The sequence below is a fragment of the Paeniglutamicibacter cryotolerans genome (genome assembly GCF_014190875.1).
Classification (GTDB): Bacteria; Actinomycetota; Actinomycetes; order Actinomycetales; family Micrococcaceae; genus Paeniglutamicibacter; species Paeniglutamicibacter cryotolerans.
The window spans coordinates 1493177-1514646 of record NZ_JACHVS010000001.1; the positions used below are offsets into that span (position 1 = coordinate 1493177).

Below are 21470 nucleotides of genomic sequence, written 5' to 3' on the forward strand. Positions count from 1 at the left end.
ATAGGGGGGTGCTACGTGAGTGTTAGCCGTGGCCTCACTTGTGGCCGTGGCCCTTGGCTGGCTTCACGCGGATCGTACCGAGCTGGGCCCGGTCGCCATCGGAACCGCGCTTGCCGCTGAGGTCACCGGTGGCGTTGTGCAGGTGCAGGTACAGTGCCTTGGCTTCCTTCACCCCGGCCTTGGGGTGGGCGGTGAGCTTCTGCCGGTTCAGGTCGGTGAAGACCGTTCCGGTCCCGTTGCCCTCGAACCACAGGTTCGGGTTCAGCGCGTTGTACTTGATCCACCCCGTCTCATCGACCGGAACGTAAGCCCCGGTGTCGTCCAAGTTATAGGACGAATACGTGCTGACCCGGTACCGGATCGGTGCGCTGGTGCCGGTCAGGCCCAAGGCAGCCAACGACACGGGCAGCCCGACGACATTGGTGTCGAAGGTGTTTGCGTCGATGTCACCGGCCAGGCCGTTGGTGAACTGCAGATCAACCTGGTCCCCGGACCTCAGGTCGTAGGTGGCAACGACATCGAGATCCAGTCCGTCAACGGTGGTTGTGAAGACCACGAAGTCGGACTGGCCATCGTTGTCCACGTCGATGTCGACGTCGATTTCCGTTCCTCCGGCCAGGTGCGCCCAGTTTCCCCAGGTGCTGACGCCGAAGTTCAGCATGCCATCCGCCGCCCCGGCGCTGCGGGCGTCGGAGGAGGCGCCCACATATTGCAGGTCCATCTCGCGGGCTCCGGCAATGGTGTCGATGCTGCGCGGCTGGCGCTTGGACGTGGCTCCGAGCTCGAAGGCCGAAATCAGCGAAACGACCTGCTGGTCCCCGGTCCCCTGGAGGATGTCCCGGCCCGAGAGCTTGACCTCGGCGCTGTCGGACTTCTTGCCCGTGGTGGCCTTGGCAGTGGCGCGCATGTTACTGACGAGCTTCGGCGCGCCATGCACCGGAACGCGCAGCGTGGGTGCAGAGGAGGAAGCGAACTGCACGCGGCCCGAAATATCGGACACCCAGGCCCGCGGGACGCCGAGCTGTTCGCGGTCCATGGTCGGGTCCAGCGTCTTGGCGAACTTCTTCGGGTCGACTCTCAGCGTGACCTTGACCTTCGCCTTGCCGCCGGGCAGCACCGTGACCGAGCGGCTGTCCAGCGTGTAGCTGGCGCCGGGGATGGTGGTGGCCGGGAGGTAGGAGACCTTGTAGGTCTGGGTCTTTTTGGACTTGTTCACCACGGTGATCGACTTGGTGGACGTGTACTTCTTCTTGCCCACCTCGATGACGCCGAAGACCACGCTGGTCAAATCCGGTGCGTCGGTCGCAAAAGCGTAGGCCGGAGTGGAGACCGCGTTGGAGGCTATCACGCGGCCCGAGCCGACCCGGGCCGGTCCATAGACCGATCCGTTGGGGGCCCGGACGTCGGCCACGGCGGTGTTCATCACGATGGACTTGACCTGGTACGGGGTGTACTTCCCGCTACCGGCAACCAGGGCGGCAATGCCTGCGGTCAACGGTGTGGCCATCGAGGTGCCGGTCATGACTGCCGGCCCGTTTCCGGTGCCGACGCCTACCGAGCTGATGAGCGTGCCCATGGCCGCCACATCGGGCTTCACGATCCCTTCGGAGCCGTGGACGCCGCGCGAGGAGCTCGGATTCAACGTGTCCAAGGCACCGGATTCGGTGAAGGCGCTTCCGATCAGTGACGGGGACAGCTGGACCTGTAGCGTGCCCGCTGCAGCCGCCGGACGCAGCGCGTTGGAGTTGGCCAGGGTGAGCTGTGCACCGGGAATGGTCGCATTGCCGGCGATGCCGGCATCAAAGACGTTGACCTCGGAGTCAAGGAGCACCCCGGTGGCGCCGGCCGCCTGGGCGTTGTTGAACCGAGTGGCCGAGCCGCAGGGGAAGGCCCCATCTTGGCTCCATTGCAGCCAGACCCATTTGCCTTGCAGCGAGCCCGCCGCGAACGGCTGGCAGCCGAAGGCGTTGTTCTGGGGCCCCATGACGACATTGCCAGTCAACTGGGCTTGGGTTGCATTGGTGTAGTCGAAGTTGGCCGAGTACTGTCCGCCCTTGACCCCGGCCTGGTCAGCCGGTGCCAGGACGTTGATGCCGTCCAGCGTGATGTGGGAGCCGACGGAGTTTGCCACTGTCAGCGAGGACCGGGAATTGCCCGGGGAACCACCGATGTCGGTGATGTCAGCTGCATTGCCGGAGGCCACCACCGAGAGCACACCCTGTCGGGTCAACGCATCGACGATGGCGTTTTCCGGGTCGTCTGCGGGTGACTGATCCGAACCCAACGACATGTTCACGATCTGGGCCCGGTCATCGAAGTTACCGTCGTTGTTGGGGTCCAGCACCCGGTCCAGCGCCTGTCCGACCACGTCGGATGAACCATTGCAACCGAAGACGCGCAGGCTGACGAGCCGTGCCTCCGGCGCCGAGCCCGGCCCGATCCGCATGGCATGGACCTGGGCGGCGGTCAGCGATCCGTATTGTCCGCGGAAAGTTTTCCCCTTGGCGTTTACGCCGAAACCTGCAGCCGTGCCTGCCACGTGGGAACCGTGACCCTGGCAGTCCAATGGGTTGGAGTCCGGATGAGGGATCGGCTGGTAGGTGGCCGAAGTGGGGTCGGCATCGTAGTCGTCACCAACCAAGTCCCAGCCGCCGGCGAACTTGGTGGAGTCGAAGAGCCCGGAAGCCTTCGAAGGCAGCTCCTTGGAAGCCTGGGCCTTTTTAAAGGCCGCTACGGTACCGGGGCCACCAAAATCCGCATGGGTATAGTCCAGCCCGGTGTCCAGTACGGCTATGGTGACGCCCACGCCGGTCTGCTTCAGCGCCGTCCAGGAATCCAGTGCCTTGGTATCGACGACCGAACCCTTGTTGGTGAGCTTCTTCGGGACGATGGCACTGATCTTCACCACGTCTGCGCGGGAGGCCAGCGCGCGCAGGGCGTCCGCGTCTCCGCGCAGGGCAACACCGGGAAGCGTATTGGTGGTGTTGTAGATGACGTCGGCCTTCGCCTGCTTGGCCGCGGAATTACCCTGGGCCTTGATGCCGTCCCGGATCTTCTTGACCCGGGTGGGGTCCTTCTTGGGGGCTGCCAGTCCGCTCATGGCCGTGGCGGACTGCGTTTGCTCGAAGGCTCCATCGCCCGAGAACTGCACGAAGACGGATACCTCGCCCTTAGCTGCCGATAGAGGACCGGAGACCTTGAGGTTTTTCAGGCGGAGTGGTGCGGCTCCGCCAAGGGCCTGGGAATCGTTTCCTGGGGTGGAGTTGATCTTGGCCGAGCTGATGTTCAATGATGCGGCTGACGTGGGGACGGACATGGTGACGGCTAGCGCGAGGCCTGTTGCCGAAGCCAGGAGAGTCCTCGCGAGCCGGGGGCGGCGCGAGACTTTCATGATGCTCCTATAGATGCCGGTGGAGTGTGAATGCCAGTGGAGTGATGCGGAGCCTCGGCGACCACGGGGGCCGGACGCTCCTCGGGTTAGCTTATGTGAGCCCTGCCGTGTGTCAAGGGTTTGCTTGACGTTGTCATCACCGGGAGAACCCAGCGGAATTCCCTTGTCAAGCGCAATCCGAGGACCACCTGACACAATGCGAAAGGTGCTGATCGGAGCCTTAAATGCTGGTGGCGCCACCACTTGCCGGTGACGCCACTTGGGGGTTACGTTAGGGGGTTTAGCGGTTACCACCTTGCCACAGGGCGTCAAACGGGGCTGCCGAGGAAACCCGGTTCTTGATGCCCTCGGTTACGAAGGCCTTGGCGGTGCGCGCGGCCTCAAGCGGGGTGGCGCCCTTGGCCAGCTCGGCGGTGATGGCGGCGGCCAAGGAGCATCCGGCGCCGGAGACGGCAACCTCTCCGACCTTCGGGGCCGAGAGTACCTCGGTGACGGTTCCGTCGTAGAAGACGTCGACTGCCTCGGAGCCGGCAATCCGGACCCCGCCCTTGGCTAGGACCGCGGCGCCGGACGCCGCGTGGATCAGCCGTGCGGCTCGGGTGAGGTCCTCGACCGTGTTGATGGTGATGCCCGAAAGCGACTCCGCCTCGAAGTGGTTCGGGGTAACGAACGTTGCCAGCGGAAGCAGAATGGCCTTCAAGGCCTGGTCGGTGTCCAGTGCGTGGCCCGGCTCCTGGCCCTTGCAGATCAGCACCGGGTCAAGCACGATGTTCTTCCACTGCTGGGACCGCAGTGCCGTGGCTACTGTATCGATCGTGGCGGGGGAGCCCATCATGCCCAGCTTGACCGTATCCAGGTCTGCCGCGTAGCAGGTCTGCACGGCTTCCAGCTGGTCGGCAATGACCTGGGTGTCGACCGGGACGAAGCGGTGGTTCCAGTTGTCCTTCGGGTCGAAGGAGACGATGCAGGTCAATGCGGCGATGCCGAAGACGCCCAGTTCCTGGAAGGTCTTCAAGTCGGCTTGGGCGCCGGCGCCGCCGGTCGCTTCGGAACCGGCAATGGTCAAGGTGATGGCGGGACGGGATGCGGTTGTGCTCGAAGTCATGGCACAAGTTTATGGCCCAGGACACCGGGCTGCGGACAACGGTGACGCCGTAGGACGGCGCGCCGTCCGATCCTTTGGCCGGGGTCAGGCCCCACCCAAGGTGAGCGTCAGCAGCGGGGTGGCCTGCGACCAGCCCTCGGGCCGCAGTATGGCACGGCCGGTGTCCGCCTTCGTTGGAACCACCATGAACAACAGCCCATATCCGTGGCGTGCCGCTGCGGCGGCCAGGTTGGCCAGGGCGGCATCAACATAGGTGCTGGGGTCGACCCGGTCGCTGACCTGTGGTTCGCTGAGCAGCGCATGCCCCTCGCCGAAGACGATTCGGGCCCGGGCAACGGAGTGGTCGAAATCGGTGATTTCCACGACGTCGTAGTCATCCAGCGGCGCCTCGAAGAGCGTTGCCGTCTCCGGTAGCTTCGCAACCTGGGCGACATCCTCGGTCCGGGCCGCGAGCAACGTCCGCGTCTCGGTCGGGGCCCAGCCCTGACGGGCCAGCTCCTTGGCCAGGAAGGCGTCGGGCTGCCCCAATAGGGTCAGTCGGGTGCCGGGTGCTGAGGGGAGTGCGGCAAGCTGGTCGGCCAGGGCGCCGACCTCGCCCGGAGTCGGCCACCAGCGCAGCAGCTCGGGGCCGGTCAGGCCGCTTCCGGTCAGCACCATCGAGTAGCCGTCGACCGCCACCGGATGGAGGTCCCGGATCAGCGCGAGGGAGCGTACCCAGTGCGGGATCTTCTTGGATTCAGTGGGCATGTGCGGGCTCCGGTGTCGTGGTGGTGTCGGTGAGGTAGATGTTCCCGAGGACCGAGGCACGCCCGATGACGGCCAGCGAACCCGCGGCCAGCGCGATGGACAGCACGGCCCAGGTGTCCTTGGGCTCGTGCCTGGAGATGAACGGCGCGATGGCGAGCAGGCCGAAGACCAGGAAAAAGGCCACGCGATGCAGGGATTGCCGGGCGAGGGGCCGCAACGGCATGCCCGGTCCGATGGCCAGCGGCACGCAGAGAAGCAGGCTCCCCGCGAAGGCCGTGGCCCAAGTCCCGAGGAGACTGACCGTGGAGCTATCGGCACCGGCTGCCGCCCCGAAGGCCGTGGAGCACAGAAGGTAGCCCAGGGAGGCCAGGCAGAAGAGCAGGAAGGAAACCAGCCATCCCTTCGCCACGGCATACGGGCCGAATGCGACCAGATGCCGGTTCGCTACGGGGGCCCCCGTCGAGGTTGCCCGTCTACTCATTTCGCTCCTTGATCACTGGTGATTTGACTCTACGCGCATCGGTGGCTGGTGCCCAGCGATCGCGGGTCAGCTGCTGCTGCGAACCAGGGAGATGATGTCGTCCAGAATCGTGCGCACCACCGGCAGCCGGGAAAGTACGGCCAGCCGGGCAATGACCGGAGCCGCATTTCCGATCAACCGCAGGGTTCGTCGGGCATCCTCAGTGCCGTCGTAGGCCCAGAAGAGGATGATGCCGCGCTGGATGAGCCAGAGCAGCTGGGGAAGGTCCTGCCGGATGGCCAGCGGTGGCTGTGGCCGGCAGGTGGCAACTGCCTGGCGCCAAAGCCCGAACTCCTTGGCCTTGTTCACGTTTCCGGAGGCCGGGTCTCCTCCGGCGAAGGCTGCGCGGATGAACGCCGGGCCGAAGTCCCGGTAGGGGGCGAGGACCTCCAGTGTGGCCTCCAGGGTAAGCCGGACGTTGGTCTCCAGGTTGTTGCCTTCCTGCAACCGGGGCCATGCGAGGGCCCGCTGCCGGTCCTGCAGGAGGCGGAAGAGCTCGCCGACGAGCTGCTCCTTGGATTCAAAGTAGTAGTACGAGTTCCCCAGCGATAGTCCCGATTCTTCTGCAATGGCGCGCATCGTCGTGCCCTGAAAGCCGTTTTGGGCGAAGAGTTTCATGGCGGCGTTCAACAGCTTTTGCCGGGATTCGGTCCCTTTTGCGGTTTGCTTGGTCATTTTTTCCTTGTATTCAGGCGGGTCCGGGTCATTCTAACAAGAATTGAACATGTTCAAAAACTGGATTCGTGTCAGTAGAACCGAACAGCCGGTGAACAGCCGTGAACGGGTCGCGTGGGAGAATGGATGGTCAAGTGCTAATACAGCGGGCAGCCTGCGGAACGCGAACCATTCCCCGACAAGGAACGATGGATCGCCAATGCCGCGGGCGGGACCTGGCGAACCACTTCAAGATTGGGTATCCACCATGGGCGTTACTTCCGCCAGCAAAAAAACAGCAGCTCCGGTCAAGTCCGCGGTCTTCGCGGCAGCCGGTAGCCCGTACTTCTCCACCGTCATGGCCGTCATGGCCGTCGTGGTCATCCTGTCCAACATCGGCGCCGCCAAGGGCGTGACGTTCGGCCCCGTTGTCACCGACGGCGGATTTTTCCTTTTCCCGTTGGCCTACATCCTGGGCGACGTGATCAGCGAGGTCTACGGATTCCGCCAGGCTCGCCGGGCCATCGTCACGACCTTCGCCCTGGCCGCGTTTTCGGCCCTGTGCTTCTGGATCATGATCGCGCTTCCCGCCGCCGATTGGTATGACGGGCAGGATGCGCTGGAGCGCACGCTCGGACCGGTCTGGCGCATCGTGGCAGCCTCGCTGCTCGGGTTCCTTGTCGGCCAGACCCTGAACTCCCTGGTCCTGGTGAGGATGAAGGAACGCTTCGGCGAGCGGGGGCTCGTGGGCCGGCTGATGGGATCCACCGGTGTGGGCGAATTCGCCGATACGTTGATCTTCTGCTCGATTGCCGCCCCGGTGCTGGGTATTTCCGATGCCCCGACGTTCGTCAACTACGTGCTGGTCGGTTTCGCCTACAAGACGGCTGTGGAGTTCGCCTTCGTGCCAGTCACCGCGGCCGTCATCCGCTGGTTCAAGCGCCGTGAACCCAGCTACGAGCTCCCGCAGTAGCCCCCGGCAAGCCCGCGCGGTACCGCATTAGCCCGCTCCCGGGCGCCGCCTGCGCTCACCGGTCCGTCGTCCGCGCGGGGCAACTCATCCCTGTGCCGGATCCCCTTTGGCGTCCCTGTTCGATAGCGTGGGCTCCATGGACACCCACGCCGCACCGCTGATCTCCGCTACCGCCCTGGTCTCCGGGTACGGCGGGCTGGATATCTGTGGTCCGTTGGATCTTCAGCTCCGCCCGGGCACCGCCCTGGGGATCGTCGGATTCAACGCCGCTGGCAAGTCGACGCTGCTGCGCACCCTGGTCGGCTACCAGGAACCGGTCTCCGGTGACGTGTTGATCCTGGGTGCATTCACCGACGATTCCAGCTACCTGTACCGCCGCGCGGTTTCGGTGGTGTTGGATGAGGACGCGTTCTTCCCCTCGCTAAGCGTGCAGGAGCACCTCGACCTGGTGGCTCGCGGGCACGGCTTGGAGCATGCGGGGGAACTGGTCGAGCGGGAACTGGCGTTCTTCGACCTGGAGGGCGCACGCACCGCCTATCCGCATGCCCTGTCCTCGGGCCAGCGGCGCCGGCTATTGCTGGCTGCCGCCCTGATCCGTCCGGCGCGGCTGCTGGTGCTCGACGAGCCCGAACAGCGCCTAGACCCGCAGATGCGTGCCGGCCTTGCAGCCCGGTTGCGTGAGCGGGTCGCTGCCGGTGCCACACTGCTGGTGGTCACGCACGATCCGGGTTTCCTGGCTGTGGTGGCGGATCACGCGTTGGTCGTAGCGGATGGCGAGATTACTGCCAGAACAGTCGATGCCGCTGCAGCCGCGATCAGGGAATCCTAAGCATGGCAGCGGCAATGCTCAATGAACCCGTCGACTTCGACCCTTGGATTCGGTCCCGGACGGCCGAACGCGAGGCAAAACGAGGACGCTTCGGGGAGCGGGCAGCTGATGCCTACATGGCGGTGCTCGCCCTTTTCATGGTGGTCCTCTTTGCCACGGGCATCGCCCAGGCATTCACCCAGAACTTCCGCACCGGGCTGGAAGGCGGACTCCTGCGGCCCGGGCTCGGCGTCGTTCCCCCGGCCTCCGCCGCCTCCGCCCTGTTGATGGTGGCGCTGCTGGCCATGCTCTCGCTCTTCTCCCGGCTCGGCCCCTCCGCCGTGGACCGGGCCCAGGGTTTCTGGTGGCTGTCACTTCCGGTGCGCCGTACGCCGTTCCTGGCGCGGCTGCTGCGCCAGAGGCTGGTCTGGATCATCGCGCTGGGCCTGGTGCTGTGGATTCCGTTGGGCATAGCGTTGCTCGATGCCGGGCAACGGTTACCCGCTGCAGTCGGGATTGGTTTGGGCGCGCTGTGCCTCGGACTGATGCTTGCCGTGCTGGCGTTGATCGCCGCAGTGGCCCAGTTTGCCGGGCGGGCCCGTTGGATCCGCGGCGGTCTGGGGTTCGGAACGACAGCGCTGGCGCTGGTCTATGCATTGGACGCCGTGCTGCATGCAGCCGGACACCCGGGGCTGGAACGGCTCTGGGCGGTGCTTCCCGTGTCTTGGCCCGCTGCCGCCCAAGGTGGAGCCTGGTGGATCGTGCCGGCACTTGCGGCATCGGTAGCCGGGTTGTTCGCCTATGTGGCGCCGCGGCTGGAACGTAACTCCAGTCGCGAACTGATGGCCCGCGGTGCTTCGAGTGCCCATGCCGGTGCTGCATTGGCCATGCTCGATACAAAGGTGCTGGGCTCGGCCATCGAACAGGCCGGGGCGCACGAATCGCGGCGGCAGGCGGCCCAACGGGAATCGATTCGCCGTCGCGGCTCCGATGCCTTCGGCCGGATGCTCCCTGCCGCGCTGGCCCGCGGGCCGTTGGGTGCGTTGATGCGGGCCGAAGCACTGGTACTGCTGCGTACCGGTTCGGTATGGAGTTCGTTGGCTGCCGGGTTGCTGTTGCCCGTCGCCGGAACCTTGGCAGTGGGCGCGGGGCAGCCGGTGGCACTGTGCACACTGGTATTGATCGGGGCCTGCATCGCGGCAAAGGGGGCAGGTGCGGCAGCTGCCCAGGCCGCGGATGTCCCCGCGCTGGATTCAATCATCCCGTTGGGCCGCGGGGCCATCCGCCGGGCGCACGGGGCTGTCGCAGGAATCCTTCTAGCCGTCTACGGTGCGGTGCTTGCCGCCTACCTGGGCTGGGCGGTGGCATTGGACGGGAGATCGGTCGGCCTGCTGGTGGCGATCGGGGTCCTGGCTGGTATCGGGTTGGCCGCCGGCACGGTGCGCCTGGCCTACAGGCCGGGGCTGGACTGGGGTTCGGTGATGGTGCTGGCGCTGATGAACAAGGCCACCCAGCCTCTTCTCGCGCACTTTACCCGCGGTTATGACGTAATGGTGCTGGCCGTCATTCCGCTGCTGGTGGGCCTGTTCCTGGCACCGGTCCCCCCGATGCTGGCAGTGGTGGCGCTCGTTGTGGCGGGCGTCGCCTGGTTCACCGGAACCCACGTCGCGGACCGGCCCCCTCCCCGGAACTGAGGCCGGGGAGGCGGGTCAGGCGGCCCGGTGCTACAGGCCCTGCGGGTCCGGGTTCCCGGCGTAGTACTCGGCCATGACACGTGCCTTCATCTCGTGGAAGGTGCCGTCTTCGATGGCCTGGCGCGCGTCGTCGACCATCTTCACCACGAAGTATTCGTTGTGGATGGAGATCAGCGTGTGGCTGAGGATCTCCTTCGACTTGTACAGGTGCTGGATATAGGCGCGCGTGTAGTTGGTGCAGGTGTAGCACTCGCAGCCCTCGGCGAGCGGGGTGAAATCGGATTTGTACCGGGAGCCCGAGAGGTTGAAGCGGCCGTGCGGGGTGTAGAACGCCGAGTTGCGGGCTACCCGGGTGGGGGAGACGCAGTCGAAGGTGTCCGCACCGTTTTCGATGGCAGTGAAGATGTCGTCGGGCTCGGAAATGCCCAGCAGGTGGCGCGGCTTGTTCTCCGGCAGTTCCTGTGAGCACCAGCCCACGATGGTGCCGAGGTTCTCCTTCTCCAGCGCCCCGCCGATGCCGAAGCCGTCAAACTCCATGGCGCCGAGGTCTTGGCAGGCCTTGCGGCGCAGGTCCTCGTACTGGGCACCCTGGATCACACCGAAGAGCGCCTGGTATTCCTTGCCGGCACGCTGGTCGGTGAGCCTGAAGTGCTCGGTGATGCAGCGTTCGGCCCAGAGCCGGGTGCGCTCGAGGGACTCGACCTGGTAACCGCGGGAGTTCTGCAGCGTGGTCAGCTCGTCGAACGCGAACATGATGTCGGCGCCGATCTCGTGCTGGACGCGCATGGAAATCTCCGGGGAGAAGCGGTGCTTGGAGCCATCGAGGTGGCTCTTGAACCAGACTCCGTCGTCGTCGACGTTGGCCAGGCGTTCCTTGCCCGGTGCCACCGCGTCGTCGGGGCCGGACTGGTCGACGGATTTCATGTCGATGACCTTCTTGAAGCCGGAGCCCAGGCTCATGACCTGGAATCCGCCCGAGTCGGTGAAGGTGGGCAGCGGCCAGTTCATGAACTTGCCCAGGCCGCCAGCGGCATCGAGCAGTTCGGAGCCTGGCTGCAGGTACAGGTGGTAGGCGTTGGCCAGTACGGCCTGGGCACCGAGCTCCGCGACGGCCTCAGGCAGGATCGCCTTGACCGTGGCCTTGGTGCCCACGGCGATGAAGGCGGGGGTCTTGATGTCACCGTGGGGGGTTCTGATGACGCCGGTGCGCCCGAGGGCCGGGGAGCCGTCGGCATTGCTCAGGCGGGTCCCGACCTCAAAGGAGAAGTCCGACTGGCGGGGATGGGCTGGAGTGGCCTGCACGGCTGCGGCCGGGGCTTGGGTTTCGGAAAGGGAAGACACCACACTAGTGTGCCCCATGGAACAGGTGCCTGTTGGACCGCCCACAGTCGGGCCCCTCGGGACCGGAACCGCGGGACGGACGGGGAGCAGGGCCCTAGGCTGGAGGCTGGGCACGATGCCGGCGGTGACCAAGCGCACCGCACCGGGGTCGCTGCCCGCGGCGAAAGGCGGAGCATGAACAAGGGCATCGGGTCCCTGTTGACCCTGGGTCCGGGGAACCGGGACCACCTGATCGGGCTGCGGACGGCCCTGGGTATTTTCGTGCCGCTGGTGACCCTGCTGCTGCTGGACCGGCTGGACCTGACGGTGTTCGTGGTCTTCGGAGCCTTCACCGGAATCTATGGGCGGGTACAGGGCTACGGGAACCGGCTGTACGCCCAGGCGAGGGCCGGCGCCGTGTTCCTGGTGGTGATGGCGTTGGCCATGGCCGCATCGACGTACCTCATCGACCACAAGGATCCGAGCCGCGGCACCTGGACGATCGTCGGGCTGACGGCCCTGATGGCGGGTGTCGCATCCGTGGTGGTGGCCTGGCTGCGGCTGCGCCCGGCCGGATCGCTCTTCCACATCTTCGCCTTTGCCGCGATCGCCTCGCTGCCCGCCCAACCGCCGGTGGCCCAGGGGCTGGGCACGGCCCTGGCCACCATTGTGTTTTCGATCCTGTTGGGGCTGGCTGGGATCCTGCGCCCCGGATACCGCTCGCTGGCCCCGTTCATCCCGCGGCGCCCGGTCGGGGCGGTGGAACGGCGGATGATCCTGCTCGAGGGGGTGGGCTACCTCGTGGCCGCGGGCCTGGCCGGCAGTGCGGCGGCTCTGCTGGGCCCGGCGCTGTCCACGGGGCACCCTTATTGGGCGATGGTCGCCGCGGTAGTCCCGCTGGTCGGGCACACCACGGCGCACCGGATCCGCCGCGGACTGCACCGGGTGCTGGGCACGCTGGTGGGGCTCGGGTTGATGGCGCTGATCGTGGTGGCGCATCCGCCGGTGTGGGCGCTGATCCTGGTGATCGGTGCCGCCCAATTCGCGGCCGAGATGTTCGTGACCCGGAACTACTTCATCGCGCAGATCTTCGTGACCCCGCTGGCGTTGGTGGGCGTGTCCCTGGTGACGGGGCCCAGCGTGCAGCTGTTTTACGACCGGGCGCTGGAAACGGTGCTGGGTTCGGCGATCGGCGTGCTCGTGGTGCTGGCCCCGAAATTCTGGTGGGGCCAGCGCACCGTCTGAGGAATCCGCTCAGCCGTTGTAGCCGACGTGGGCCAGAGCCTGGCGGACCAGGTTCCCGCGGCCGCCGGCGAATTCGTTCTGGATCTCCGGGCTCAGTGCGTCGGCCGGGCTCAGCCAAGTCAGTTCGAGCGCGTCCTGGCGCGGCGTCAATTCCCCGCGCACCGGCACGATGTAGGCCAGCGACACGGCGTGCTGCCGCTCGTCGGTCAGCCCGGTCTCCGAGGGCGAGGGGAAGTACTCGGCGACGGTGAAGGGCACCGGGCTCGGAGGCAGCTGCGGAAGCGTCATCGGGCCCAGGTCCTTTTCGATGTGCCGGATCAGTGCCGCGCGGATCGTCTCGCGGTACATCACCCGTCCCGACACGAAGGTGCGCAGGAACCGGCCCTGGGCGTCGGCGGAGTAAAGCAGCCCGAGTTCGTTGACGTATCCCAGAGGATCCAAGCGAACCGGGATCGCCTCCACATACAATATCGGCATGCGTTGTCGGGCCTCGTGCAGGTCTTCGTCGGAGAGCCAGCCAGGGTACGGATCCGGGGTGCGAACGTTCATACTTCATGTTTAGCGCATCCCGGCGCGATCCACACGTATCTGAGCCGGCAATCTGGACGCGTCGGCCGGGTCGACCGTTCCCGCCCCCCCCCGAAGCGAAAGCCACCGGATGGAGGTGAGCCAGGGAATAGCGGGAAAGTGGCGTCGGTCATTAGACTGGAGAACTTGCCACCGCCGATTCCGGCGGCGGGCCCGCCAAACCATGAAGATGCTCAGATCGGGATCCCACCTTGCCGCGTACAACATCGCCCGTGACAGACCGACTTTCGAGGCGGGATAAGACCACCATCGGAGTGCTGCTCGTTGCTGCCTTCGTGGTGATCCTCAACGAAACCATCATGAACGTGGCGTTGCCGCGGTTGATGGAGGAATTCCAGGTCTCCGCCTCGGCCATCCAGTGGCTGGCCACGGCGTTCATGCTCACCATGGCGGTGGTCATCCCGATGACGGGCTTCCTGCTCCAGCGCCTGCCCATCCGCACCGTGTTCATCCTGGCGATCGGGCTGTTCTCCACCGGAACGCTGTTGGCCGGTGTGGCACCGGGATTCGAGGTGCTGCTGGGGGCCCGCGTCATCCAGGCTTCCGGCACCGCCATCATGATGCCGCTGCTGATGACCACCATCCTCAACCTGGTCCCGGCGCACCGCCGCGGGGGCGTCATGGGCAACGTGTCCATCGTGATCTCGGTGGCCCCGGCCATCGGCCCGACGATTTCCGGGCTGATCCTGCACTCGCTCCCGTGGCGCTTCATGTTCCTGATCGTGCTGCCGATCGCCCTCGCTGCCCTGGTGATCGGCGCCCGGCTGCTGCCGCGCGATTCCCGGCAGTCCACGGCGCGGATCTCGGTCCCCTCGCTGCTGCTCTCGGTCCCGGCCTTTGGTGGCCTGGTCTACGGCCTGAGCGGCATTGGTTCCCCGGATCCGGCGACGCGCACCATCGCGCTGGTGTCCCTGGGAGTCTCCCTGGTGGCCATGCTCGGATTCGTGCTGCTGCAGCTGCGCCTGCAGCGCACCGACGCGGCGCTGCTTGACCTGCGCCCGTTCACCTACCGCAACTTCACCCTCTCGCTGATCCTCATGGTCCTGGCCATGGTCGCATTGTTCGGCGTGATCATCCTGCTGCCGATGTACCTGCAGAACGTGCGTGGGCTCGACACCCTGGGCACCGGCCTGCTGATGCTTCCCGGTGGGCTGCTGATGGGTCTGCTGGCACCGCTAGTGGGACGGCTTTTCGACAGGGTCGGCGCCCGCCCGCTGATGATCCCCGGCGGCATCCTGCTGGCGGTCGTGTTGTTCAGCTACACCACCATCGGCGAAGCCACCCCGCTGTGGATGCTGATCGGCCTGCACCTGCTGATGTCCACCGGACTCGCATTGATCTTCACCCCGGCGTTCACCTCGGGCCTGAACCCGCTGCCGCATTCGCTGCACTCGCACGGCGCGGCCGTGCTCTCGACCCTGCAGCAGCTCGGCGGAGCAGCCGGGACCGCGCTGCTGGTGGGAGTCATGTCCGCCGGTACGCGCAATGCGGCGCTGGCGGGCCAGCGCGATATGGCGGCCCAGGCAGCTGGCTTCAACGGAGCTTTCCTGGTCGCTGCCGTTGTTTCGCTTGGAATCATCGTCCTGGCGTCGATGATCCGCCGTCCGGAGGGCTCCGGCACGACGGAGCCCAGCCAGGAGGTCGTGCTCGAAGCCCGCTAGCCTCATTCGTGGATACCGCGGAAAAGCTGAGCACCGATTCGTTTTTCGTCCGCCTGCGTTGTGCAGGATGATCCGACCGGGTCTGCTCAGTGCCCGATGCCGTCGATGACCTCCGCGCCGGGCAGTTCGCCGAGCAGGTATCCGGGAACCAACAGCTTTGAAGTCCTGAGCCCGGAACCGATGATGACCACATCGATCTCCAATGCCCCGGGATCGACCAGCAGGCGCCACCCGGCAGGAAGGCCCAGCGGGGTGATCCCCCCGTATTCCATGCCCGATTCCTCTACGGCCCTGTCCATCGCATGGAAGGAGGCGCTACGCACATCCAGGGTTCGTTTGACCAGCCCGTTCACATCGGCCCGCCGGTCAGCCCGAACCAACACGGCGGCGATGCGCTCGACGCCGGCACGCTTGCCCGAGACGATGACGCAGTTCGCGCCCATGTCGGCCGTCAGATCGTATTCGGCCATCATCGCGGCGGTGTCGGCCACGTCAGGATCGATGGCGACAACGGCGACTTCTCCGCCATGCTCCCAGCCACGCAGCGCGGCAAGCGTTGGCGCGGCCAGGAGTTCAGGGTGTTGCAGGGCAGGTAGTGAGGTCAAAGGCGCGATGGCAGGTAGGCTCATGCACCCCATGATGCACCACGGGGAAGGCTTTGGTTCAGCGTAGTTCCCGCAGAACGGTTACCACGCGGCACGCCAGTACTGGGCCGCCCGCGGCAGTTCGTCGCGATGGACGCCGAGCGCCGCGGCCGCGACGACGGGCCAGTTCGGTTGGATGAGTTCAGCGCGCCCGATGCTGACTCCATCGGCCTGATGCGTGACGAGGATCTGTTCGGCCTGGGCCGGTTCGGTGATCGCGCCCACCGCCGTCACGAACGATCCCGTCCCCTCCAGCGCGGTGCGCACGGCGGTGGCCAGCGGGACCTGGAATCCCGGTCCCGAGGGGCCGTGGTAGGCGCCGATCCCGGCGCTGGAGAGGTCGAAGGCGCTCACGCCCAAGTCGCGTATCTCGGTGGCGAAGCGGACGGTGTCCTCGATCCGCCAGCCCCCGTCGACCCAATCATCGCCGGAGAACCTGATGCCCAGCGGCTTGTGCGCGGGCCAGGCCTCGCGCACCGCGGCCACGACCTCGCGGGCGTAGCGGGTGCGGTTCTCGTAGCTGCCCCCATAGGCGTCATCGCGCTTGTTGGTCAGCGGGGAAAGGAACTGGTGGATGAGGTAGCCGTGGGCTGCGTGGATCTGGATGATGTCGAACCCGGCGGCCTCGGCGCGCTTGGCAGCGTCGACCCAGTCCCTGACCGATGCATGGATCTCGCCCACGCTCATCGCCCGCGGAGTGTCCAGCCCGAAGATCGTGGTTTCCGAGGGTCCGAGCGTTTCCCAGCCGCCATGCTCCGCAGTGATGGAACCGCGGTGTCCGGAGCTCGCCTGCTCGGGCAGCCAGGCATAGGTGGAGGCCTTGCCCCCGGCATGGGCCAGCTGGATTCCCGCGGCCGCGCCCTGGCTATGCAGGAAATCGACGATGCCGACCCAGGCGCCCGCCTGCGCGTCGTTCCAGATGCCGGTGTCTTGGTCCGAGATCCGCCCCTCGGGGCTCACTGCCGTGGCCTCGGTGAAGACCAGTCCGAACCCGCCGCCGGCGCGGGCGCCCAGGTGGGCCAAGTGCCAGGCATGGGGGACTCCGTCCTTGGCGTTGACCGAATACTGGCACATGGGGGCCAGCACCGTGCGGTTGCGCAGGTGCAGCCCGGGTCCCTGGGGTGCCCAGAGGGAGACCGGTTCGAAGAGTTTGCTCATGCCAGATGCCAACCGCCCGGTGGCGGCAGCTATTCCCCCAGAGGAGTCTTTCTTGTATGACGGAGTGCTTTCACGTTCCGGGCCGGAACAATTTAGGCTTTAGACCGGGTGGAGAACTGCACGACGGCGCCGAAAAGGATTGAACAGCAATGATGCACGAGGAATCGACGATGCCGGCAACCGCCGAACAGCAGCCGCGGCCGATCGTGATGGTCGGCAATGCGGCGAGCGGGAAATCTGCGGTCGGCCGGGCGACGGCCGGCGAACTGAAATGGCCGTTCGTCGATAGCGACCAGGTGATCGTGGCCCGGTACGGGGGAATCACCGACATTTTCGCCACCGGGGGAGAAGCGCAGTTCCGCCGCTACGAGGCCGAGGTGATCCGCGAGATCATCGCCGAGCGAGTCGGGCCCTACGTGCTCTCAGTCGGTGGTGGCGCCACCATGGATCCGGGGACCCGCGAACTGCTCGCGGGCCTGACGGTCATCTGGCTCGACGTCGACCTGGCCACCGTCCTGCCCCGGCTCACGGGCCGCACCGACCGCCCGATCATGAATGGCAATGTCGCCGAAACCTGGACGGCCCGCGATCAGGAGCGCCGCCCGGTCTTCGAGCAGCTGGCGGATATCCGCATCGATGCCCGAGGTGCGACTGCGGCCCGGGCCGTAGCCCGCGAGATAGCCCGCAGGATTCCGACCCGGACCGCCTGATGCCCCGACCTGCCCGGCGGCCTCCGGGGCTGCCTGCTGGGTCTGGCCCAAAGTGGCCAGCAGCTCGGCCAGCTGGGCCGGGGTGAACGGCACGTCCGGGAAGTCCGGCAGGCAGCCGATCGGGAAGGAGGCCATCATCGCGCCCAGTGGGTTCTCCGACTCGGAGTCGGTACCCTCCGGTGCCGCGGTCGCCTTCATTGCCGGCGGCAACCCGGGCTGGAACCCCTATGCCCGGGGCAACACCGCCCCCATGGTTTATGGCTACCCTCGCTCCGCCCCCGATGCAGGACGGATACGCGAGCGTGGCAGCGCTGCGGCCCGCCGCCTTGGCCGCGAAGTAGGTCCGGTGTCTACTCTGCGTGGCCGGTATGGCCATGCAGGCGTTCGCTGATCCGGAGCAGGGTTCCGTCGGGATCGGGCACCAGCACGGTGCGCCCGTGGGCCTCGTCGACCAGCGTGGCGTCAATCCCGCGCGAATGAAGGATGTCCAGCAGCTTCTGTGCCGCCCCGGCATATTCGAAGGACAAGGCAGCACCCGGTTCGCTGCCGGCATGGGCCGCGACCAGCCCTCCGTTCTTGGCACGGAACTGCTCCCACGTGCCGGCGTCCGAGGTGGTGTCGGGGCGGGCGCCGATATTGCGCAGGGTTGCCGAGGCCCCCGACACATCCGGCGTGTTCCAGAGCGCCAGCACGATCAGGCCCGGTTCAGTGCCTGCCGAGGGATCTCCCGGTGTTACCGGCTCGGCGAGGAACGAGAGCCCGTCGGGGCCCGTAATCCGCCCGGCACGGGAACTGCCGTCCCCGGTGATCGTCACCGGGGTTCCATCGGAGCGGGTCCAGTCGGCGAACTTGTCCAGGTCGCGGATTTCGAAGCCCAGCTCGGTCCAGGGCATTCCGGAGTCCAGGAGCCGGATCTTGCCGCCGGCCGCGGCGAATTCGCCATGGCCCCCGCTGGCCGGGAGTTCGATCAGGCCCAAAGTCGTCAGTAGCCGGGCCCATTCTTCGACATGGGGCGTGTGGTGGATCGGGCGGACGCGCAGCATTACTTCTCCTCCAGCTGGTTCTGCAATGCGGATTCCACGAAGGCGGACAGGCTGGAACCCTCGTCGATGGCCGCGTGTTTGATCCGGCGTACCAGGTCGGCGGGCAGATAGATGTTGAATTGGACCTTCGCCCGTGGATCGTCCGGTTCCTTCATCATGGCTAGAATGCTAGCAAGTTTGCCTTCGTGGCGGAAAAGGGAACGGGTTTTGCCCGGGGATTGGCCGCGGGGCGGGAAGCCCGGTTCAAGGGGAACCAGGGCCCCCCGCAGCAAGGACATCCAAGAGCGAACAGTCCGAGGTACTGCTTCCCGATGCGGCGGCATGGCGCGACTGGCTCGTCGAAAACCATGATTCATCCCCCGGGCATCCGGCTGGTGCTGCATAAGAAGGGCAGGAACGTCATGAGGCTGACCGCCGCCCAGGCGTGGGACGAGGCACGGTGTTTCGGCTGGATCGACGGCCAGCGCGGAGCCCGCGACGGGGAAGCCTTCAAGCGCCGCTACACCCCGCGCGGTGCCAAGAGCGCCTGGTCGGTGCGCAACGTCGAATACTTCGCCCGGCTGGCCGAGTCCGGACTCATGACACCTGCCGGGGATTCCGCCATCGCCGAGGCACAGGCCGACGGGCGTTGGGAAGCCGCATGCCATTGAGCTGCCAAGGCTGAACTTCCGGCCGCACAACGTGAAGCGCGAGGAAACTCGAACCCGGAAGATCGCCGAATACCTCGACGCGCCGCACCACGGACGTGGCAGCTAAACCCGGCGGCTAGCCGTTTCCATAGCGCCGTACGAAGTTCGCCAGCACCAGGCCCGGGGCGTCCACCTCGGCGGCCAGCGCGCGCTCCCGCAATTCAAGGGCCCGCTCCGGCGGGAAGTAGCCGGCGTCCTTGTAGGTCATGATGCGGCCCGCCAGCCCCGCGGGATCCAGCTCAGGATGGAACTGCGTGGCGTAGAGGTTCTCCTTGATCCGGAACATCTGCACCGGGCATGGGGCCGATGAGGCAAGCAGCACGGCATGCGCGGGTAGCGTGCGCACTGCTTCCTTATGTCCTACGAAGGCATCGAAGGAGTCGGGAAGCCCCCGCAGCATCGGGTCCGCGCGACCGGCATCCGTCACCACGATGCGGGACGTGCCCACGGGTTCGCCGAAGTTCCGATCGATCACGGCGCCCTGGTGGCTGCCCAGCGTTCCCACGCCGTAGCAGGCTCCGAAGAAGGGAAAATCGAGCTCTACCAGTACGTCGAGCAGCCGGTGCAGGTCGGCCTCGCAGCGCACCTGCACTGAGGACTTCCGCTCCGGCGGATCTGAGGCGTTGAACGGGCTGCCACCCAGGATGATGCCCGAGTAGGTGCGGACCCAGTCCGCGTCGACCGGGCCCAGCGTCTCGGACTCGAGCGGGAACGTGTGCAGGTCGGTGGGGTCCAAGCCGGAGGCCTGCAGCACCCCGCGCACCTCGTCTTCGGCAGTGAAGGCGTCGGACCGGGTGGAAATCAGCAGGAACGGCTTCATGGCCCGATCGTACGTCATCCGGGCAGGGGTTCTGGTGTGCCGGCGCGCGGGGTGCCTAGAGTGGGAAGCACCAGAGACCGGCAAAACCCGTGGAGGACACCTGATGCAGTTGAACGATGGCGTAGCACTGATCGCCGGGGGCGCATCCGGGCTGGGCGCCGAAACAGCCCGGGCATTGCATGCGGACGGGGCATCGGTGGTGATCCTCGACCTGCCCGGCTCCGCCGGAGCCGAGCTGGCGGCCGAGCTGGGTGAACGTGCCCGCTTTGCCGCGGCAGATGTGGGAAACGAGGGGCAGGTGCGTGCCGCCATTGCCGTGGCCTCCGATCTGGGACCGCTGCGCGTGCTGGTGAACTGCGCCGGAGTCGGCACTCCGGGCAAGGTGCTGGGCCGCGGGGGAGTGCTGCCGCTGGCAGACTTCCAGCGTGTGGTGAACATCAACCTGATCGGTACCTTCAACATGCTCCGGCTCGCCGCCGAGGCCATGGCAGCCACCGAGCCGTGGATGGACCCGGCCACGGGCACCGCCGAGCGCGGCGTCATCATCAATACCGCTTCGGTTGCCGCCTTCGACGGGCAGATTGGCCAGGCCGCCTATGCCGCATCCAAGGGCGCCGTGGCGGCCATGACGCTGCCGGTGGCCCGCGAACTGGCCCGCCAGCTGATCCGTTGCGTGGCCATCGCCCCGGGGATCTTCGAGACCCCGATGCTCGCCGGGCTGCCCCAGGCGGCCCAGGATTCACTGGGCGCACAAGTACCGCACCCGGCACGGTTGGGTAAACCGGCCGAATACGCGGCGCTGGTGCGTCATATTGTTTCGAACCAGATGCTCAACGGGGAAACGATCAGGCTCGACGGGGCCATCCGCATGGGACCCAAGTAGGCGCTCTAGATGGGCTTCTTTTCCCCGGCGGTGACGGGAACGGGAATCAGGTTTCCCGCCAGTGGGGCAGGGCAGACGGCGAATTCGGAGAAGGCCATCGGGTAGTTCAAGGTGCGGTTGAAGTCCACCCGCACCGCTGCGTCCGGGCCCGGGGCGGGAGCGGGGAACGAGACGTGGCGCCATGCGGCCGTATCGGCGCCGTTCGTTGAATCGAAGAAGGCAACGCTCAGGGTTCCATTCCCGTCGTCGCGTGCCGCCAGCGACACGGTCCGTCCTGCGATGTCCAGCAGAACCTCGCCATCGAACGCGGCCTCGAGCCTGGTGTCGGGCCGGTAGGTGTCGATCGTGGCCACGCGGGGCGCTTCATGGGGCTGGTAGGTGCCGCTCACGATCCACGCCGGAGAGTAGTCGAAAACCGGGACTCCCGTGAAGGAGGTGCGAAACGGATGTTCCTTCGTGCGGGTGCGGATCATGTACCGGCCGCCGCGCATTCCGAGCTCGACCAGGGTGTCGCCGTGGCGCACCCAGTGGATGGATTCGTCCTCGCCCACGCATCGAGTCAGGATACCGTCGACCGGATCCCCGTCGGTATTGGTGATTCCCTCCTCGGCTCCAACTTCCAGTCTGGCTCCGTCGGCATCGGCACTCCACCGACCGGGAAGCATGTCAACGGCCCCTGGCTCGGCCGGCAGCCACTGGTACGAGGTCAGAGTGAGCCAGCCATGCGGAACGGCCAGACCCTCTTCGCGCATGCGCCGCCAGCGGGTGAAGGCATCGATTTCGTTCATGCTTTCCAGTGTGCCACTACGCTGGAAAC

Annotated in this window: 21 protein-coding genes; 8 read left to right on the forward strand and 13 right to left on the reverse strand. The window is 66.5% G+C overall.

Features of this window, described 5'->3' with window-relative positions:
• Positions 1–34: 34 nt before the first annotated feature.
• The 5 genes from E9229_RS07050 to E9229_RS07070 form a co-directional block, all read right to left on the reverse strand.
• Positions 35–3391, reverse strand: coding sequence for a S8 family serine peptidase (locus tag E9229_RS07050; RefSeq protein ID WP_183510554.1), 3357 nt, complete (start codon positions 3389–3391; stop codon positions 35–37).
• A gap of 280 nt (positions 3392–3671) precedes the next feature.
• Positions 3672–4496, reverse strand: coding sequence for a hydroxymethylpyrimidine/phosphomethylpyrimidine kinase (locus E9229_RS07055; RefSeq protein WP_183510555.1), 825 nt, complete (start codon positions 4494–4496; stop codon positions 3672–3674).
• Positions 4497–4580: 84 nt separating this feature from the next.
• Complete coding sequence (locus tag E9229_RS07060) at positions 4581–5243, reverse strand: hypothetical protein (RefSeq protein ID WP_183510556.1); 663 nt, start codon at positions 5241–5243, stop codon at positions 4581–4583.
• A complete protein-coding gene (locus tag E9229_RS07065; RefSeq protein WP_183510557.1) occupies positions 5233–5724 on the reverse strand; it encodes a hypothetical protein in 492 nt (163 codons plus the stop codon). The genes E9229_RS07060 and E9229_RS07065 overlap by 11 nt, the downstream gene beginning before the upstream one ends.
• 66 nt (positions 5725–5790) lie before the next feature.
• Positions 5791–6438 (reverse strand): TetR/AcrR family transcriptional regulator, encoded by a 648-nt coding sequence (locus E9229_RS07070; RefSeq protein WP_183510558.1) that lies wholly within the window; start codon positions 6436–6438, stop codon positions 5791–5793.
• A gap of 247 nt (positions 6439–6685) precedes the next feature.
• Between E9229_RS07070 and E9229_RS07075 the strand changes: the two genes are divergently transcribed.
• The 3 genes from E9229_RS07075 (at position 6686) to E9229_RS07085 (ending at position 9892) form a co-directional block, all read left to right on the forward strand.
• Positions 6686–7390, forward strand: coding sequence for a queuosine precursor transporter (locus tag E9229_RS07075; RefSeq protein ID WP_183510559.1), 705 nt, complete (start codon positions 6686–6688; stop codon positions 7388–7390).
• A gap of 136 nt (positions 7391–7526) precedes the next feature.
• Positions 7527–8219: an ABC transporter ATP-binding protein gene (locus E9229_RS07080; RefSeq protein ID WP_183510560.1), complete on the forward strand. Its 693-nt coding sequence runs from the start codon at positions 7527–7529 to the stop codon at positions 8217–8219.
• A 2-nt stretch (positions 8220–8221) separates the two neighbouring features.
• Positions 8222–9892: a DUF6297 family protein gene (locus E9229_RS07085; RefSeq protein WP_183510561.1), complete on the forward strand. Its 1671-nt coding sequence runs from the start codon at positions 8222–8224 to the stop codon at positions 9890–9892.
• 30 nt (positions 9893–9922) lie between these two features.
• On the opposite strand, the gene tgt is transcribed toward E9229_RS07085, so the two are convergent.
• On the reverse strand, positions 9923–11251 hold the full coding sequence (gene tgt / locus E9229_RS07090; protein WP_183510562.1) for a tRNA guanosine(34) transglycosylase Tgt: 1329 nt from the start codon (positions 11249–11251) through the stop codon (positions 9923–9925).
• Between the two features lie 156 nt (positions 11252–11407).
• Between tgt and E9229_RS07095 the strand changes: the two genes are divergently transcribed.
• On the forward strand, positions 11408–12457 hold the full coding sequence (locus E9229_RS07095) for an FUSC family protein (RefSeq protein ID WP_183510563.1): 1050 nt from the start codon (positions 11408–11410) through the stop codon (positions 12455–12457).
• A gap of 9 nt (positions 12458–12466) precedes the next feature.
• On the opposite strand, the gene E9229_RS07100 is transcribed toward E9229_RS07095, so the two are convergent.
• A complete protein-coding gene (locus E9229_RS07100; protein WP_183510564.1) occupies positions 12467–13006 on the reverse strand; it encodes an NUDIX hydrolase family protein in 540 nt (179 codons plus the stop codon).
• Positions 13007–13257: 251 nt separating this feature from the next.
• On the opposite strand from E9229_RS07100, the gene E9229_RS07105 reads away from it, so the two are divergent.
• Positions 13258–14706: an MDR family MFS transporter gene (locus E9229_RS07105; RefSeq protein ID WP_312855622.1), complete on the forward strand. Its 1449-nt coding sequence runs from the start codon at positions 13258–13260 to the stop codon at positions 14704–14706.
• 86 nt (positions 14707–14792) lie between these two features.
• Here the strand turns inward: E9229_RS07105 and E9229_RS07110 are convergent, their stop codons facing one another.
• Positions 14793–15335: a YbaK/EbsC family protein gene (locus E9229_RS07110; protein WP_183510566.1), complete on the reverse strand. Its 543-nt coding sequence runs from the start codon at positions 15333–15335 to the stop codon at positions 14793–14795.
• 57 nt (positions 15336–15392) lie between these two features.
• Complete coding sequence (locus tag E9229_RS07115) at positions 15393–16508, reverse strand: NADH:flavin oxidoreductase/NADH oxidase (RefSeq protein WP_183510567.1); 1116 nt, start codon at positions 16506–16508, stop codon at positions 15393–15395.
• Positions 16509–16657: 149 nt separating this feature from the next.
• Here E9229_RS07115 and E9229_RS07120 point away from each other — a divergent pair, with 149 nt between their 5' ends.
• Positions 16658–17218 carry a shikimate kinase gene (locus tag E9229_RS07120; protein WP_246380400.1) on the forward strand — a complete coding sequence of 187 codons (561 nt, stop codon included), beginning with the start codon at positions 16658–16660 and terminating at the stop codon, positions 17216–17218.
• A gap of 350 nt (positions 17219–17568) precedes the next feature.
• Here E9229_RS07120 and E9229_RS07125 read toward each other — a convergent pair whose 3' ends face one another.
• Both E9229_RS07125 and E9229_RS07130 read right to left on the reverse strand, forming a co-directional pair.
• Positions 17569–18261 (reverse strand): VOC family protein, encoded by a 693-nt coding sequence (locus tag E9229_RS07125; RefSeq protein ID WP_183510568.1) that lies wholly within the window; start codon positions 18259–18261, stop codon positions 17569–17571.
• Entirely contained in the window at positions 18261–18419 is a 159-nt protein-coding gene (locus tag E9229_RS07130) for a ribbon-helix-helix domain-containing protein (protein WP_183510569.1), read from the reverse strand. The genes E9229_RS07125 and E9229_RS07130 overlap by 1 nt, the downstream gene beginning before the upstream one ends.
• A 189-nt stretch (positions 18420–18608) precedes the next feature.
• Between E9229_RS07130 and E9229_RS07135 the strand changes: the two genes are divergently transcribed.
• Positions 18609–18911, forward strand: coding sequence for a YdeI/OmpD-associated family protein (locus E9229_RS07135; RefSeq protein ID WP_246380402.1), 303 nt, complete (start codon positions 18609–18611; stop codon positions 18909–18911).
• A 115-nt stretch (positions 18912–19026) separates the two neighbouring features.
• Here the strand turns inward: E9229_RS07135 and E9229_RS07140 are convergent, their stop codons facing one another.
• Positions 19027–19770: a glutamine amidotransferase gene (locus E9229_RS07140; RefSeq protein WP_183510570.1), complete on the reverse strand. Its 744-nt coding sequence runs from the start codon at positions 19768–19770 to the stop codon at positions 19027–19029.
• A gap of 103 nt (positions 19771–19873) precedes the next feature.
• Between E9229_RS07140 and E9229_RS07145 the strand changes: the two genes are divergently transcribed.
• A complete protein-coding gene (locus tag E9229_RS07145) occupies positions 19874–20653 on the forward strand; it encodes an SDR family NAD(P)-dependent oxidoreductase (protein WP_183510571.1) in 780 nt (259 codons plus the stop codon).
• A 5-nt stretch (positions 20654–20658) separates the two neighbouring features.
• Here E9229_RS07145 and E9229_RS07150 read toward each other — a convergent pair whose 3' ends face one another.
• The gene (locus E9229_RS07150; RefSeq protein ID WP_183510572.1) at positions 20659–21441 is read right to left on the reverse strand and encodes a DUF1684 domain-containing protein; all 783 of its coding nucleotides are present in this window, start codon (positions 21439–21441) and stop codon (positions 20659–20661) included.
• Positions 21442–21470: the final 29 nt, after the last annotated feature.